Origin of the sequence: Kluyvera huaxiensis (assembly GCF_040149365.1) — a bacterium.
Lineage (GTDB): Bacteria > Pseudomonadota > Gammaproteobacteria > Enterobacterales > Enterobacteriaceae > Kluyvera > Kluyvera intermedia_A.
This window is the reverse complement of the sequence record NZ_JBEFLV010000003.1, coordinates 73667-90168: the sequence shown is the minus strand read 5'-3', so window position 1 is coordinate 90168 and position 16502 is coordinate 73667. Positions and strand designations below refer to the sequence as shown.

Below are 16502 nucleotides of genomic sequence, written 5' to 3'. Positions count from 1 at the left end.
ATCAGTGCTTACGGCATCACGCTATCGGTGACGTATTTCCCCTGCTTTACCGCCTGGCGTCGCCAGACAAGAAGCACCGCGGTGGAAATCAATGTCCCCACCAGCGCGGCACCAAACCAGCCTGCCGCCGCAATAAAGGCGCTCATCCCGGTATGCTGGAGTAAAAATAGGGAGAAAATCCCGGCGCCTGGCGTAGAGAGCCCAATCCCCATAGCCCCTACGATGGCCCCTGTCGCCATTGACCCAAGGACAAAAGAGCCAATCACCCGAAGCGGATCTTCTATCGCCATCGGAATCGCTCCTTCGGTAATTCCTGCAAGCCCAAGCAGCCAGGTTGATTTACCGGTCTCAATTTCGAACTGTTTAAACAGATGTGGTGCCAGCATGGTGGAGGCCGTAACGGTAAAGGCGGAGACCATTTTTACCGACGCGAAGATGGCGTAAGGGCCATATACGCCGTTAGCCATCGCTCCGAGGCAGAAAGCATAGGCGGCCTTGTTAACCGGGCCACCTAAGTCAAAGGAACACATAAAACCGAGAATCACACCGAGCAACAGTGCGTTAGCCCCCGAAAGCCCGTTCAGCCAGGCCGTGAGGCCGTTATTAATCCACGCCACTGGCTCGCCGACCACGAACAGCATCAGACTACCGGCAGCCAACGTCCCGATAACCGGATAAAGATAAAAGGTCAGAAAACCGTTAAACCGGCTGCTCAGGCGAATGTGATTTTTCACCCAGCGCATGAGATAGCCCGCAATCAAACCACCGGCGACCGCACCTAAAAAGCCAGCGCCAATCATGTTGGCTGCAAGCCCGGCGGCAAACCCAGGCGCTAGCGCCGGTTTATCCGCCAGTGAATACGCCGTATAGGCCGCCAGCACCGGCACCATCAGTGTCCCCAGCATGCCGCCACCGAGTTTGCGGTACATCCACAGCCATGAGTTTTCCTGGTCAAAGAGATGCTGCAGACCAAAAATCTGCGCCAGCAGCACAGCGACGGCCAGAACCGTACCGCCCGCGACAATCAGCGGCACAGCGTAGGAGATACCGCTCAGCAATGCCTGTTTCAGTTCAGCCTTAACGCCTTTTTTAATTTCTGTCTGCGGCTGCGCCACTCTGCGGCCATTGGTTGGTTCTAGCGCCAGCGCACGTTCAATCAGCGCTTTTGCATGGCGCAAGGGTTCGGCTACCGGCACAGAGATAGCCGGTATCCCGTTAAATCGTTCACTCTCTTTGATGGCAACTTCCGCCGCAAAAATGCAGGCCCGCGCGTCGTTAATCTGTTGCGGCGTTAAACGCCCCTCAATGCCGTTGGCCCCCTGCTTTTCAACGACGACGTTCACCCCCATCTGCCGCCCCGCTTTTTCCAGATACTCTGCGGCCATGTAGGTGTGCGCAATCCCCGCCGGGCACGCCGTCACGCAAACAACGGTCGGCGCATCCGGTTTAACAACCACGGTTTGCTCCTCCGGGGCCGTATCCAGCGCGGCCAATAGCGCCTCTGCGCTGGTAGCCGCCATTACACGCTCACGTAAACGGTCATCGGCCAGCCGTGTGGTCAGTTCGGTCAGAATTTGAATATGCGTTGAGCCCGCTTCATTAGGCGGAATGGCCAACAAAAAGATCAGCTCAACTGGCTCAGGACCATCGACCCCTTCCCATGCCAACGGTTCGCTTAGCGTCGCGACGGCAAAGGCCGCCTCTTTCACCGCTGCACTTTTACCGTGCGGAACCGCAAGCCCTTCGCCCAGCGCCGTTGGCCCCAGCGATTCACGGTGGAAAACTTCATTCAGAAAAGCTGGGGTATCGGCAATTTTCCCCTGCTCGGCAAGGCGCTGCGCAAGCTGGCGGATAGCATCATCACGATCGATAAATCGTGCATGCAAAAGGACCGCATGCGAATGGGACAGGGACGTCAGGTTCATCATGATCCTCACAGAGTTGTCATCGTTAAGTGCCGCGATTGTGACAGACAAAACAATACATTTATGTGATCACTTTCACTATGCAGTCATTATTTGTATCTAATTTGTATTATTTACTATTGTGCAGATGTCGGCATAATTTGTCTCAAAGGTATTAACCCATTCATACAAAAGCGAAATGACATGAGCAAAAAACCGATGTATCGCCAGATTGCTGATGAGCTACGCGAGCAAATTTCACGCGGCGATTTGAAGCCTGGCGATGCCCTCCCCACTGAATCCGCACTTCAGACCACTTTTCAGGTCAGCCGCGTTACCGTTCGACAGGCCCTGAAACTGCTCACTGAGCTGGAAATTATTGAAAGCATTCAGGGTAGTGGGTCCTATGTGAAGGAAGAGCGCGTTAACTACGACATCTATCAGCTCACGAGCTTCTATGAAAAGCTGGCTGACAGGCACGTTGACACGCATAGCGAAGTTAAAATATTTGAGGTTATTCCCGCTGGGGATATGTTGGCCGAGCAGCTACAGCTGGCCACGACAGATAAAATCTGGCACGTAAAAAGGGTTCGTTTTATTAAACAAAAAGCGGTCGCTCTGGAGGAGACGTGGATGCCGCTATCGCTCTTCCCCGACCTGACGTGGGAAGTGATGGAAAATTCCAAATATCACTTTATCGAGCAGATCAAAAAAATGGTTATCGATCGCAGCGAACAGGAGTTAATCCCGGTGATCCCCGATAACGAAACGGTATCGATGCTGGATATTACGGCGGGAAAACCCGTACTGGAAAAGGTATCACGCGGTTTTCTGCAGGATGGTCGTATATTTGAATATAGCCGCAACACCTTCAAAAGTGACGACTACAAATTTACGCTGGTGGCGAAACGTCGCCATTAAAAAAGGCCATCCGAAGATGGCCAACCATGTCGAAACTAGACATATAAGGCTCCCTCTTTCCCTGTATACGCGGGAATTCGATGAGGGAGCAGAGAGGATTACTTAATAACGGATTTCAGCGCTTCGCCGATGTCGGCCAGGCTGCGAACGGTTTTCACGCCAGCCGCTTCCAGTGCTGCAAACTTCTCGTCTGCTGTACCTTTACCGCCTGCAATGATGGCGCCCGCGTGGCCCATACGCTTGCCTTTCGGCGCGGTAACACCCGCGATGTAGCCAACAACCGGCTTAGTCACATGATCTTTAATGTAGGCAGCCGCTTCTTCTTCAGCACTACCGCCGATCTCACCGATCATCACGATAGCTTCAGTCTGCGGATCTTCCTGGAACAGCTTCAGGATATCGATGAAGTTAGAACCAGGGATCGGGTCACCGCCGATGCCGACACAGGTAGACTGGCCGAAACCGTAGTCGGTAGTCTGCTTAACCGCTTCATAGGTCAGGGTACCTGAACGGGAAACGATACCCACTTTACCCGGCTTATGAATGTGGCCCGGCATGATACCGATTTTGCATGCGCCTGGGGTGATAACGCCTGGGCAGTTAGGGCCGATCATGCGAACGCCCGCTTCGTCCAGTTTCACCTTCACGGTCAGCATATCCAGAGTTGGGATACCTTCGGTGATGGTGATAATCAGTTTGATGCCTGCATCGATAGCTTCCAGGATGGAGTCTTTGCAGAACGGAGCCGGAACGTAGATAACGGTCGCGGTTGCGCCGGTTGCTTCAACCGCTTCACGCACGGTGTTAAACACCGGCAGACCCAGATGCTCAGTACCGCCTTTACCTGGGGTTACGCCGCCAACCATCTGCGTACCATAAGCAATTGCCTGTTCGGAGTGGAAAGAACCCTGGCTACCGGTGAAACCCTGACAGATAACCTTGGTGTTTTTATCGATTAAAATGGACATTATTTTCCCTCCACTGCGGCAACAACCTGCTGTGCTGCGTCCGTCAGACTTTTCGCTGCAATAATATTCAGGCCGCTGTCAGCCAGTTTTTTCGCGCCGAGTTCGGCGTTGTTACCTTCCAGACGGACAACGACTGGGACGTTAACGCCCACTTCTGCTACCGCGCCGATGATACCGTCAGCGATCAGGTCGCAACGTACGATACCGCCGAAGATGTTCACCAGAACCGCTTTCACATTGTCATCAGACAGAATGATTTTGAATGCTTCGGTTACGCGCTCTTTGGTTGCGCCGCCGCCAACGTCTAAGAAGTTAGCCGGTTCGCCGCCGTGCAGTTTAACGATGTCCATGGTGCCCATTGCCAGGCCCGCACCGTTAACCATACAACCAATGTTGCCGTCCAGCGCAACGTAGTTCAGCTCCCACTGTGCCGCCTGCGCTTCACGTGGATCTTCCTGAGACTGGTCGCGCATTTCGCGCAGGTCAGCCTGGCGGAACAGTGCGTTGCCGTCAGCGCCCAGTTTGCCGTCGAGGCAGATAAGGTCGCCCTGCTTGGTCACAACCAGCGGGTTAATTTCGATAAGCGCCAGATCGCGCTCAAGGAAGATGGTCGCCAGACCCATGAAAATTTTGGTGAACTGCTGAACCTGTTTACCTTCCAGACCCAGTTTGAACGCCAGCTCACGCCCCTGGTAAGGCATTGGGCCTGCCAGTGGGTCCAGTGCAACTTTGTGGATCAGGTGTGGAGTTTCTTCCGCCACTTTTTCGATTTCCACGCCGCCTTCGGTAGACGCCATGAACACCACGCGACGGGAGCTACGGTCAACAACCGCACCCAGGTACAGTTCTTTACCGATATCGGTCGCGGCTTCAACCAGAATCTGGTTAACCGGCTGACCGTGTGCGTCCGTCTGATAAGTCACCAGACGTTTGCCCAGCCAATGCTCAGCGAACGCGCGGATGTCTTCTTTAGAATTAACAACCTTCACACCGCCAGCTTTACCGCGGCCACCAGCGTGAACCTGACATTTTACTACCCACGGGCCAGCGCCGATTTTTGAAGCGGCTTCTTCTGCTTCGCGTGGAGTTGAGCAGGCATAGCCTACTGGTGCAGGTAAACCGTAGCGGGCAAACAGCTGTTTGGCCTGGTATTCATGTAAATTCATGCGTTCTATCCATTTTTCAGGTAATCGTTATCTTTAAACCTGTAGGCCTGATAAGCGTAACGCCATCAGGCATGACACCATCGCCGGATGGCGGCGCAAACGCCCCATCCGGCCTACAGGGCAGGTGATACTCTGTTTACTACACGTCCAGCAGCAGACGAGTCGGATCTTCCAGCAGCTCTTTAATCGCTACCAGGAAGCCCACGGACTCGCGGCCATCGATCAGACGGTGATCGTAAGAAAGTGCCAGGTACATCATCGGCAGGATCTCAACTTTACCGTCAACCGCCATCGGACGATCTTTAATGGCATGCATACCCAGAATCGCGCTCTGAGGCGGGTTGATAATCGGGGTAGACATCAGCGAACCGAAAACACCGCCGTTGGTAATGGTGAAATTACCGCCGGTCAGATCTTCTACGGTCAGTTTGCCGTCGCGGCCTTTCAGCGCCAGCGTCTTGATGTTCTTCTCAATGTCAGCCATGCCGAGGGCATCGACGTCACGCAGAACTGGAGTTACCAGGCCACGCGGCGTAGAAACGGCCATGCTCACGTCGAAGTAGTTGTGATAAACCACATCGTCGCCATCGATAGAAGCGTTCACTTCCGGATAGCGTTTCAGCGCTTCAACCACCGCCTTCACGTAGAAGGACATGAAGCCCAGACGGATGCCGTGACGTTTTTCAAACGCATCGCCGTACTGCTTACGCAGATCCATGATTGGCTTCATGTTGACTTCGTTGAAAGTCGTCAGCATGGCGGTTGAGTTTTTCGCTTCCAGCAGACGTTCGGCAACGCGTTTGCGCAGACGAGTCATCGGAACGCGTTTCTCTGAGCGGCCAGCCAGCGGTGCAATTGGTGCAGCAGCGGCCGCAGCCGGAGCAGCAGCAGCTTTTGCCGGAGCTTTCGCCAGATGTTTTTCAACGTCTTCGCGAGTCAGACGGCCGCCAACGCCGGAGCCTTTAATGGCATTGGCATCAAGGTTATGCTCAGCCAGCAGGCGACGGATCGCCGGGCTCAGTGCATCGTTAGTCTGTTCTTCCAGGGAAGCCTGCTGGCGCTGAGCCGGGGTGGACTCTTTAGCATCAGCCTTCGCTTCGGTGGCTTTACCGGCGCTGTTGCCTTCACGCAGGCGACCCAGGATCTGACGTGAGGTCACGGTGGTGCCTTCATCTTCCAGAACGGCATCCAGAATGCCATCCGCCGACGCCGGTACTTCCAGTACCACTTTGTCAGTTTCGATTTCTACCAGCACTTCATCACGAACTACCGCATCGCCGGGTTTTTTATGCCAGGTTGCCACGGTCGCATCTGCTACGGATTCAGGCAGGTCGGGAACCAGAATATCTACGCTACTCATTTTGTATCCTTAATTAATCGACGTTCAGCGCGTCATTGACCAGATCTTGTTGTTGCTTCTGGTGAACGGACATATACCCTACCGCCGGCGAGGCGGAGGCTGGGCGACCTGCATAACGCAGAGCGGCCCCAAATGGAATCACATCACGGAAATGATGCTGGCTGCAGTACCAGGCACCCTGATTAAGGGGCTCTTCCTGACACCAGACGAAATCATGCACGTGAGCAAATGGTTTCAATGCTTCCTGTACTGCCTGGTGCGGGAACGGATACAGCTGTTCGATACGCACGATGGCAACATCTTTCTGGTTGTTTTTGCGACGCTGTTCCAGCAGGTCGTAGTAAACCTTACCTGAACACAGTACCACGCGTTTCACGCTCTGCGGATCCAGCTCATCAATCTCGCCAATGGCCGGCATAAAGGTGCCGTTTGCCAGTTCGTCGAGAGAGGAAACCGCCAGCGGATGACGCAGCAGCGATTTCGGTGACATCACCACCAGCGGACGACGCATCCCGCGCAGTGCCTGACGACGCAGCATGTGATAAACCTGAGCCGGAGTCGACGGTACGCAAACCTGCATGTTCTGCTGAGCGCAAAGCTGCAGATAACGCTCCAGACGCGCGGAGGAGTGCTCCGGCCCCTGCCCTTCGTAACCGTGCGGCAGCAGCATTACCAGACCGCACATACGGCCCCATTTCTGCTCGCCGGAAGAGATGAACTGGTCAATAACAACCTGAGCGCCGTTGGCGAAGTCACCGAACTGGGCTTCCCAGATGGTCAGCGTGCGCGGCTCAGCCGTCGCATAACCGTATTCAAATGCCAGCACCGCTTCTTCAGACAGTACGGAGTCCCAAACTTTAAAGTCGCCCTGGCCGTTGTGCACGTGCTGCAGCGGCGTGTAGGTTGAGCCGTTCGATTGGTTATGAATAACCGCGTGGCGGTGGAAGAAGGTGCCGCGACCGGCATCTTCGCCAGACAGACGAACCGGAACGCCCTCATCAACCAACGTGGCGTAAGCCAGGTTTTCCGCGCCGCCCCAATCGAACAGCTTCTCACCCGCAGCCATGGATTGACGGTCGCCGTAGATTTTCGCTACGCGGGACTGCATTTCAATCGCGTCAGGCACGGTGCTGATACGGTTAGCCAACTCCTGCAGGCGCTTCATGTCAACCTTGTTCGGGTAGCTTTCGTCCCATTCATGGTTGAGGTACGGAGACCAGGTGAAGGAGTGCATGTTCATTGGACGCCACTCTTTCACCACGCATTCGCCCGCATCCAGCGCGTCGCGATACAGGTTAACCATCTCAGTGGCATCTTCCAGCGTCGCAACTTTATCGGCTTCTAGCTTGTCAGCGTAGATTTTGCGCGGGGTTGGATGCTTTTTGATTTTTTGATACATCAGCGGCTGGGTTGCGCTTGGTTCGTCGGCTTCGTTGTGGCCATGACGACGGTAGCAAACCAGATCGATGAATACATCGCGTTTGAAGGTGTTACGGAAGTCCAGCGCCAGACGAGTGACGAAAGCAACGGCTTCCGGGTCATCCGCGTTAACGTGGAAAATCGGCGCCATCACCATCTTACCGATGTCGGTACAGTATGGCGTAGAGCGAGCATCCAGCGGGTTAGAGGTGGTAAAACCAACCTGGTTGTTGATAACGATACGTACGGTACCGCCCACTTCATAACCGCGAGCCTTGGACATGTTCAGGGTTTCCTGAACCACGCCCTGACCGGTCACTGCGGCATCACCGTGAATGGTGATTGGCAGAACCTGGTTGATGCTCGGTTCGTCCAGACGATCCAGACGCGCACGAACGGAACCAATAACCACTGGGCTAACGATTTCGAGGTGCGATGGGTTGAACGCCAGCGCCAGGTGCACCAGGCCGCCTTCGGTTTCGATATCGGAAGAGAAGCCCATGTGGTACTTCACGTCACCGGTGCCGAGGTGTTCTTTATGCTTACCGGAGAACTCGTCGAACAGCTCCTGGGACTGTTTGCCCAGCACGTTGATCAGTACGTTCAGACGACCACGGTGCGCCATACCCAGCACCACTTCACGCGTGCCGCTCTTGCCAGCGTGGCGGATCATCTCTTTAAGCATTGGCACCAGCGCATCGCCGCCTTCCAGCGAGAAGCGTTTCGCGCCAGGGAATTTAGCCCCCAGGTAACGCTCCAGACCTTCTGCTGCGGTCAGTTCGCTGAGGAAACGCGTTTTTTCTTCGGCGCTAAAGGTGGCATGCCCCGCTTCAAAACGCTGCTGAATCCAACGTTTTTCTTCGGTGTTAGTAATGTGCATGTATTCCGCGCCGATGTGACCACAGTAGGTCTGTTTCAGCGCGTCAATCAGTTCGCCGAGCTTCATCGTCTCTTTGCCGATAGCAAAAGAACCGACGTTAAAGCTCTCCTGGAAGTCAGCCTCGGTCAGATCGTGGAAAGCGGGATCTAAATCAGCCACTTTATCCTGCTGCCACAGCCCCAGCGGATCGAGGATCGCATGCTGGTGACCACGGAAGCGATATGCGTTGATAAGCTGCAGGACTTTAACCTGCTTCGCATTCGTATCAGGGTCGGAAACGGAAGAAGAGTAACGTGAGGCATCCTTCGCCAGACGACGGAAATATTCACGCGTTGTTGAATGGAGTTGATCCGGTTTGACTCCGGTACCAGGTAACTGCTGGAACGTCGAACGCCAGTTAGCGTCTACCGAGTCAGGATCGGTTAAGAAGTCTTCATAGAGCTGTTCTATCCAGCTCTGGTTTGAGCCAGAGAGGTAAGAAGAGTCCAACCAGGCTTTCAAAGCGCTGTTCTGCATCGTGATCCCTTAAGCATTTTTATGCTTACTTCGCCGTGGATACTACCACGCACACCGCTGTGCGTGCCGGGGTTCACCTGTTGCGGACTGTCGTGTCATCTGCGTCCGCTAAGGAACCTTTAAAAACTGTCTAATAATCGTCACTGTTCAGGCTATGACTGCGTTGCGGCCTTCACTCACTCTGAACATCTCGATTATTACCGCTCATATGGCAGTTTTTAGAGATTTCCTGCTATCTGTCCCCTCTCCCTAAGGGAGAGGGTTAGGGTGAGGGGAACAACGCTCCCCTCTTACTATTTATGCACTACGTTGCAGCAGCATCGACTTAATATGGCCGATGGCGCGCGTCGGGTTCAGCCCCTTAGGACATACACTGACGCAGTTCATGATGCTGTGGCAGCGGAATACGCTGAAAGCGTCACTTAACCCTTCAAGACGGCTGTCGGTTTCGGTATCGCGGCTGTCAATCAGGAAGCGATACGCGGCCAACAGGCCTGCCGGGCCTACGAACTTGTCCGGGTTCCACCAGAACGACGGGCAAGAAGTTGAACAACATGCGCAAAGAATACACTCGTACAAGCCATCGAGTTTCTCACGCTGCTCTGGCATCTGCAGATGCTCACGAGCCGGAGGATTTTGCCCATTATTCAATAAGTAAGGCTTAATCTTCTCATATTGTGCATAGAATTGCCCCATGTCTACCACCAAATCGCGGATAACCGGCAGACCAGGCAGCGGACGGATAACAATTTTCTTGCCCGGCTGATTCAGCGCAGAGATCGGCGTGATGCATGCCAGACCGTTTTTGCCATTCATGTTGAGGCCGTCAGAGCCACAAACCCCTTCACGGCAAGAACGACGGAACGACAGCGATGGATCTTTTTCTTTCAGCTGCATCAGTGCATCCAGCAGCATCATGTCGCGACCTTCTTCCGCTTCCAGGGTGTAATCCTGCATGCGCGGAGCATCGTCTACGTCCGGGTTATAACGATAAACTGAAAACTCGAGTTTCATTTTCCTGTCTCCGCATTAATAAGTACGAATCTTCGGCGGGAATGCCGGACGCAGTTTCGGTTCCATATTGACGCTACGACGCGTCATAGATTCCGACTCTGGCAGGTACAGGGAATGGCACAGCCAGTTTTCATCATCACGATCCGGGAAGTCGAAGCGGCTATGCGCGCCACGGCTTTCGGTACGGAAGTTCGCAGACACAGCGGTGGCGTAAGCGGTTTCCATCAGGTTATCCAGCTCCAGACACTCAACGCGCTGGGTGTTGAACTCGCTGGAAGTGTCATCCAGACGGGCATTTTTCAAACGCTCGCGGATGGCTTTCAGCTGCTCAAGCCCTTTCGCCATTGCATCGCCTTCGCGGAATACCGAGAAGTTGTGCTGCATACATTCTTGCAGCGCTTTGCGGATTTCGACCGGGTCTTCGCCGTCACGGTTGCCGTTCCAGCGGTTAAGACGTTCCAGAGAAGCATCAATCTCTTCTTCCGTCGCGTCACGCAGTACGCCCTGCTCAGCGATAGACTCTTGCAGATGCAGACCCACCGCGCGGCCAAAGACCACCAGGTCCAGCAGCGAGTTGCCGCCCAGACGGTTTGCACCGTGTACCGATACGCAGGCGATTTCGCCCACCGCGAACAGGCCCGGAATCACTACATCTTCGCCCTGCTCGTTCACGGTCAGTGCCTGGCCGCTCACTTTGGTCGGAATACCGCCCATCATGTAGTGACAGGTTGGAATAACCGGAATCGGCTCTTTAACCGGGTCGACGTGCGCAAAGGTACGCGACAGTTCCAGGATGCCCGGCAGACGGGATTCCAGAACTTCTTTACCCAGGTGGTCCAGTTTCAGCTTAGCGTGCGGACCCCATGGGCCATCGCAACCGCGGCCTTCACGGATTTCGATCATGATGGAACGCGCCACCACGTCACGACCCGCCAGGTCTTTCGCATTCGGGGCATAACGCTCCATAAAGCGTTCGCCGTGTTTGTTCAGCAGGTAGCCACCTTCACCACGACAGCCTTCTGTCACCAGAACACCCGCACCCGCGATACCGGTTGGGTGGAACTGCCACATTTCCATATCCTGTACCGGAACGCCGGCACGAATCGCCATGCCTACGCCGTCACCGGTATTAATGTGGGCGTTGGTGGTGGACTGATAAATACGACCTGCACCGCCGGTCGCCAGCACGGTTGCGCGGGCTTTAAAGTAGACCACTTCACCGGTTTCGATACACAGCGCGGTACAACCCACCACTGCGCCATCGGCGTTTTTCACCAGATCCAGCGCATACCACTCGGAGAAGATGGTGGTGTGGTTTTTCAGGTTTTGCTGATACAGCGTGTGCAGCAGTGCGTGACCGGTACGGTCCGCCGCCGCTGCGGTACGTGCCGCCTGCTCGCCGCCGAAGTTTTTCGACTGGCCACCAAACGGACGTTGATAGATGGTGCCATCATCCAGACGGGAGAATGGCAGCCCCATGTGATCCAGCTCCAGAATCGCTTCCGGACCGGTTTTGCACATATATTCGATAGCGTCCTGGTCACCGATGTAGTCCGACCCTTTAACGGTGTCGTACATGTGCCATTCCCAGTTATCTTCATGGGTATTACCGAGCGCCACGGTGATACCACCCTGCGCTGACACGGTATGGGAACGGGTCGGGAACACTTTGGACAGCAGCGCACAGGTCTGGCCGCTTTGGGAAATTTGCAGCGCCGCGCGCATACCTGCGCCACCGGCACCAATCACAACAGCATCAAATTCTCTGACTGGCAGTTTCATCACACACCCCACACCACAACAAATCCATAGATAACGTAAACCAGCAGCGCAACAACAATCAGCAGTTGCAGCGTCAGGCGCAGAGCCAGTGGTTTAACGTAGTCGGTTAACACCTGCCACATGCCAATCCAGGCATGAATCAAAATCGAGAACAGGGCCAGCAAGGTGAATACTTTGGTGAACGCAGAGGCAAAGAAACCACTCCAGACTTCCCACGTGACGTCACCCGTTACCGCGAAGAAGCCAACCATATAGATAATGTAGAGCGTCAAAACAATGGCGGTGGCGCGGACCAGGATGAAGTCATGTACGCCGTTGCGTCCTAATGCTGAGGCGTTGCTTACCATACGAGGACTCCTGCAAGAATTGAAAGCACGACAGTAATAACAAAAGAAATTTTCGCTGAGCGCTTACCGGCTTCGAGCGTTTCTTCCAGATAACCGAAATCCATTAACACGTGACGAATACCGACAACCGCGTGATACGCCAGCGCAGTCAGGATGCCCCACATAATGAATTTGGCGAAGAAACTGCCCATGATAGATGAAGCGGTTTGGAAGCCTTCCGGAGAAGAGAGACTGGTGCCCAGCAACCACAGCAGAATACCGACCGCCACAAACGTGATCACACCGGATACGCGATGGAGAATGGACGCTATCGCTGTTATAGGGAACCGGATTGTTGTCAAATCCAGATTGACAGGTCTTTGTTTTTTCACATTTCTTATCATGAATAACGCCCACATGCTGTTCTTATTATTTCCTTCCTCCGGTCCGCAGGCGGGTCAAGCAGCGTTTTTTTCTATAACTTCGCGTCATGTAAAAATCTGCTCACAGATGCTAAAACGACACGTTGCAACGCTGGGTGGCTCGGGATTGCAGGGTATTCCGGAGACCTGGCGGCAGTATAGGCCGTTCACAAAATCATTACAATTAACCTACATATAGTTTGTCCGGTTTTATGCAGAACAGTGATCATGCTCACGATTAAAACAATTTTTTAAAAATTAACCACGTGATTTGACAAATATTAAACATTATTGTTACAACCATTACCTGTAAAAGCATATAATGCTCAAAAGTTATGGGGTCACTCTTTAACCTGATAATAAGTTATGTAACAGTGTTCCGGAGTTGACCTGACCAATCAGGACAGTTATTAGTGTTGTACAGGTTTGAATCATCGGATTGCTAAGACCCTGATTTGCTGTTGTTTCACTGTAGATTAGACGTGCACCGTCAAGCGCCCTTGCTCTGTACCCTTGCTTTATTTATTCAACAGAGTCGTGAGCCAAATAACAAACAGGCAACGTCGAAATATGTTTTGAATTGCAAATCCGGCATCCAGCAGTCTTAAGCAAAAAGGCGCTAAGGAGACCGTAAATGGCTGATACTAAAGCAAAAATCACTGTAACCGGTGAAAATGCTATTGAACTTGATGTGCTAAAAGGTACGCTCGGTCAGGATGTTATTGATATCCGTAGTCTTGGTTCAAAAGGCATTTTTACTTTTGATCCTGGTTTTACCTCTACCGCATCTTGCGAATCTAAAATTACTTTTATTGATGGTGATGAAGGGATCTTGCTGCACCGCGGCTTCCCTATCGATCAGTTAGCCACCGAGTCTAACTATCTCGAAGTGTGCTACATCCTGCTGTACGGTGAAAAACCTTCGCAAGCTGAATTTGACGAGTTCACCACCACCGTCACTCGCCACACGATGATCCACGAGCAGATTACCCGTCTGTTCCACGCGTTCCGTCGCGATTCTCACCCAATGGCGGTGATGTGCGGGATCACCGGCGCGCTGGCTGCGTTCTATCACGACTCTCTGGATGTGAATAACCCACGCCACCGTGAAATCGCCGCATTCCGTCTGCTGTCGAAAATGCCAACCATGGCAGCGATGTGTTACAAATATTCTATCGGTCAGCCGTTCGTTTATCCGCGTAACGACCTCTCCTATGCCGGTAACTTCCTGCGCATGATGTTTGCCACCCCTTGCGAAGAGTATGTGGTGAACCCTGTGCTGGAACGCGCCATGGACCGTATTCTGATCCTGCACGCTGACCACGAACAGAACGCATCAACCTCGACCGTTCGTACCGCCGGTTCTTCCGGTGCTAACCCGTTCGCTTGTATCGCAGCCGGTATTGCTTCTCTGTGGGGGCCAGCACACGGTGGCGCCAACGAAGCGGCCCTGAAGATGCTCGAAGAGATCAGCTCCGTTAAGCACATTCCTGAGTTTGTTCGTCGCGCGAAAGACAAGAACGATTCTTTCCGCCTGATGGGCTTTGGCCACCGCGTCTACAAGAACTACGACCCGCGTGCCACCGTGATGCGTGAAACCTGCCACGAAGTTCTGCGCGAACTGGGCTCGAAAGATGATCTGCTGGAAGTCGCGATGGAGCTTGAGCACATCGCACTGAACGACCCGTACTTCATCGAGAAGAAACTGTACCCGAACGTCGACTTCTACTCCGGTATCATCCTGAAAGCGATGGGCATCCCGTCAACCATGTTTACCGTGATCTTCGCGATGGCGCGTACCATTGGCTGGATTGCACACTGGAACGAAATGCACACCGACGGCATGAAGATTGCGCGTCCACGTCAGCTGTACACCGGCTACGAACAGCGTGACTTCAAATCAGAACTCAAGAAATAAGTGAGAGTTTGATAGAAAAAAAGCGCCTGCGGGCGCTTTTTTTATCACCCACTATCGGTGGGAAAACTTCATCCACAGAACGACATTCTCAATGCTGGCAACCCGGGCACCAGTAAAATGGCCGTGAAGAAAGCATTGTTTTCTCAATCATCGTCCCACAGCGCTCACACGCCTCTCCGTCGCGGTGAAAGACTTTAAAACGAAACAGCGCGCCATGGTACTTGTTGTCATCCACCTGACCACGCGTGTTATAGGAAAGCCGCGGGATAGCCAGCAGCGCCTGCGCCAGCGAGTCAAGCTGCGCGTCGTTTAGCTGCGACGCTTTATGATTCCCGGTGAGCCCAACCTGCCAGAGTATCTCGACGCGCAAATAGTTGCCGAGCCCGGCCAGAAACGCCTGATCTAAAAACAGCCCGGAAAATTGGCGGTTGCGAAATTTCGGCAATAGCAGTCGATCTTTTACCTTTTGCGGCGTCAGCGTCATATCGAGCACATCCGGCCCCACGCGCAGTAAAAACGGATGCGTCTTCACCTGCTCCGGCGTCAACATTTCAATATCCGATGCGCTATACAACAAAATGGTCTTGTCCGCAGCCTGTAGCTTCACGCGCAGAACCCGCTTCGTATCCAGCGAGTCACCGGTGTTAACCACCCGCCAGACGCCATAAAGCTGGTTATGGCTATACAGAGTCAGACCGCCGGAAAAATGGGTAAGCAGCGCTTTGCCACGCGTTTCGACGTGGGTGACGTATTGGTCGACAAGGAGGGAGGCATAGGGTTTTAATTCAGGAAAAGCAAACCAGACGTCGGTCAGTGGCTTGCCTTTGATAGCCGCTTCCAGGCTATCCGCTGCGCGGCGGATTTCTGGGCCTTCAGGCATAGTGGAGTCCTTTTATCAATCAAAACGCCAACTATCCTGAGCGTCTCAGCCCTGGTTAGCAAGCGCAATGATGAAGAGTCAGGCATCACAAACGCGGAATGCTAAGGTCCGAAAAGGCGAGTCGTTATCCTCCAGCAGCAATTTTGCCCCCTGAAAACGATGACTAGCGACAAATCCCGTTCTCAGTACGCCCAGAGCCCCTTTCCAGGCACCGTTCCACTCTAAATACATGATTAGGTATGACGCGGTAAGTTGTTCCCACGATGAGAATTGCTGTTGAATAAGCTCTCCGATAGTATTGAGAAATGCTCTTGCTTCCTGTTCATCAATATAACCGATTGAAAAACCTATTCGGGTAAGCCAGGAGGCTCTGACCAAATCAAATCCGGTCATCGGACAGGCATCAACATTCTGAAAAGTCAGACCTTGCTGCTGTAAAAAATAAATATAGCGATCTTTGGCTGCAACGGCATCCAGAGAGGAGTGCGAAGAAGCAATGGAATTGTTAATTAACGTGCGGATAACCTTCCTTAATTTCCTATCGTTATCAATATCCCACGAAGTGCTCATTAAATAACGTGCTTCTTTAACATCTTCCAGATTATTCAAATCCAGCTGTTCAAGTGAGTTCACATAACTTATTGAAGTACTGTAACGTCCCGTTTCAGCAATCAAAAATAGCGACTCTGCGCACGCTGAACGCTGCTCGTTTGGCGATGTTAGCGGGTAACAAGGCTGGGTGTTGTACAACTGGCTGATAACAAACTCGGGTATATCTCTGTGATGGTAAGAAGCGCGAACATGAAGCAACAAAGAAAATACAATCCACGCCATTAATGCCCCGGTTATAATATGAAAGGCAAGATGATTACCGATTAAATTAAACTTACTCTGAGCAATTACACCTACAACTAATATGATAGTTGGTAACGCAATTTTACGTACCATAAAAACTCCATCCCTGGATACATGAACGGTAAAAGTCGGCAGGAAAACGACCATTTACACCTGGCAAGTGTAAGTATA

13 protein-coding genes are annotated in these 16502 nt (G+C 53.0%); 2 read left to right on the top strand and 11 right to left on the bottom strand.

The genetic code is table 11. The features are described from left to right. Positions 1 to 8 precede the first annotated feature (8 nt). A complete protein-coding gene (gene mngA / locus ABOC97_RS04375; protein WP_349594940.1) occupies positions 9 to 1925 on the bottom strand; it encodes a PTS 2-O-a-mannosyl-D-glycerate transporter subunit IIABC in 1917 nt (638 codons plus the stop codon). Between the two features lie 183 nt (positions 1926 to 2108). Between mngA and ABOC97_RS04370 the strand changes: the two genes are divergently transcribed. Then, positions 2109 to 2825 (top strand): GntR family transcriptional regulator, encoded by a 717-nt coding sequence (locus ABOC97_RS04370; protein ID WP_349594499.1) that lies wholly within the window; start codon positions 2109 to 2111, stop codon positions 2823 to 2825. Between the two features lie 98 nt (positions 2826 to 2923). Here the strand turns inward: ABOC97_RS04370 and sucD are convergent, their stop codons facing one another. The 8 genes from sucD to sdhC all read right to left on the bottom strand — a co-directional run bounded on the left by sucD (position 2924) and on the right by sdhC (position 12675). Next, positions 2924 to 3793: a succinate--CoA ligase subunit alpha gene (gene sucD, locus ABOC97_RS04365; protein ID WP_234503550.1), complete on the bottom strand. Its 870-nt coding sequence runs from the start codon at positions 3791 to 3793 to the stop codon at positions 2924 to 2926. Next, complete coding sequence (gene sucC, locus ABOC97_RS04360) at positions 3793 to 4959, bottom strand: ADP-forming succinate--CoA ligase subunit beta (protein ID WP_234503553.1); 1167 nt, start codon at positions 4957 to 4959, stop codon at positions 3793 to 3795. Before sucC ends, sucD begins: the two co-directional genes overlap by 1 nt. Before the next feature lie 139 nt (positions 4960 to 5098). Next, a complete protein-coding gene (gene odhB, locus ABOC97_RS04355) occupies positions 5099 to 6319 on the bottom strand; it encodes a 2-oxoglutarate dehydrogenase complex dihydrolipoyllysine-residue succinyltransferase (RefSeq protein WP_234503555.1) in 1221 nt (406 codons plus the stop codon). A 13-nt stretch (positions 6320 to 6332) separates the two neighbouring features. Next, positions 6333 to 9134 (bottom strand): 2-oxoglutarate dehydrogenase E1 component, encoded by a 2802-nt coding sequence (gene sucA / locus ABOC97_RS04350; RefSeq protein WP_349594495.1) that lies wholly within the window; start codon positions 9132 to 9134, stop codon positions 6333 to 6335. A gap of 297 nt (positions 9135 to 9431) precedes the next feature. After that, entirely contained in the window at positions 9432 to 10148 is a 717-nt protein-coding gene (sdhB, locus tag ABOC97_RS04345) for a succinate dehydrogenase iron-sulfur subunit SdhB (protein ID WP_234503560.1), read from the bottom strand. A gap of 15 nt (positions 10149 to 10163) precedes the next feature. Then, positions 10164 to 11930 (bottom strand): succinate dehydrogenase flavoprotein subunit, encoded by a 1767-nt coding sequence (gene sdhA, locus ABOC97_RS04340; RefSeq protein ID WP_234503561.1) that lies wholly within the window; start codon positions 11928 to 11930, stop codon positions 10164 to 10166. Beyond that, on the bottom strand, positions 11930 to 12277 hold the full coding sequence (gene sdhD, locus ABOC97_RS04335) for a succinate dehydrogenase membrane anchor subunit (RefSeq protein ID WP_153743392.1): 348 nt from the start codon (positions 12275 to 12277) through the stop codon (positions 11930 to 11932). The genes sdhA and sdhD overlap by 1 nt, the downstream gene beginning before the upstream one ends. Continuing rightward, entirely contained in the window at positions 12271 to 12675 is a 405-nt protein-coding gene (gene sdhC / locus ABOC97_RS04330) for a succinate dehydrogenase cytochrome b556 subunit (RefSeq protein WP_052284856.1), read from the bottom strand. The genes sdhD and sdhC overlap by 7 nt, the downstream gene beginning before the upstream one ends. Positions 12676 to 13312: 637 nt before the next feature. Here sdhC and ABOC97_RS04325 point away from each other — a divergent pair. Continuing rightward, the gene (locus tag ABOC97_RS04325) at positions 13313 to 14596 is read left to right on the top strand and encodes a citrate synthase (RefSeq protein ID WP_234503564.1); all 1284 of its coding nucleotides are present in this window, start codon (positions 13313 to 13315) and stop codon (positions 14594 to 14596) included. A gap of 88 nt (positions 14597 to 14684) precedes the next feature. On the opposite strand, the gene nei is transcribed toward ABOC97_RS04325, so the two are convergent. Together nei and ABOC97_RS04315 are read right to left on the bottom strand one after the other, a co-directional pair. Next, the gene (nei, locus tag ABOC97_RS04320; RefSeq protein ID WP_349594488.1) at positions 14685 to 15476 is read right to left on the bottom strand and encodes an endonuclease VIII; all 792 of its coding nucleotides are present in this window, start codon (positions 15474 to 15476) and stop codon (positions 14685 to 14687) included. Positions 15477 to 15554: 78 nt separating this feature from the next. Next, complete coding sequence (locus ABOC97_RS04315; protein WP_349594485.1) at positions 15555 to 16424, bottom strand: DUF1266 domain-containing protein; 870 nt, start codon at positions 16422 to 16424, stop codon at positions 15555 to 15557. Between the last annotated feature and the right edge of the window lie 78 nt (positions 16425 to 16502).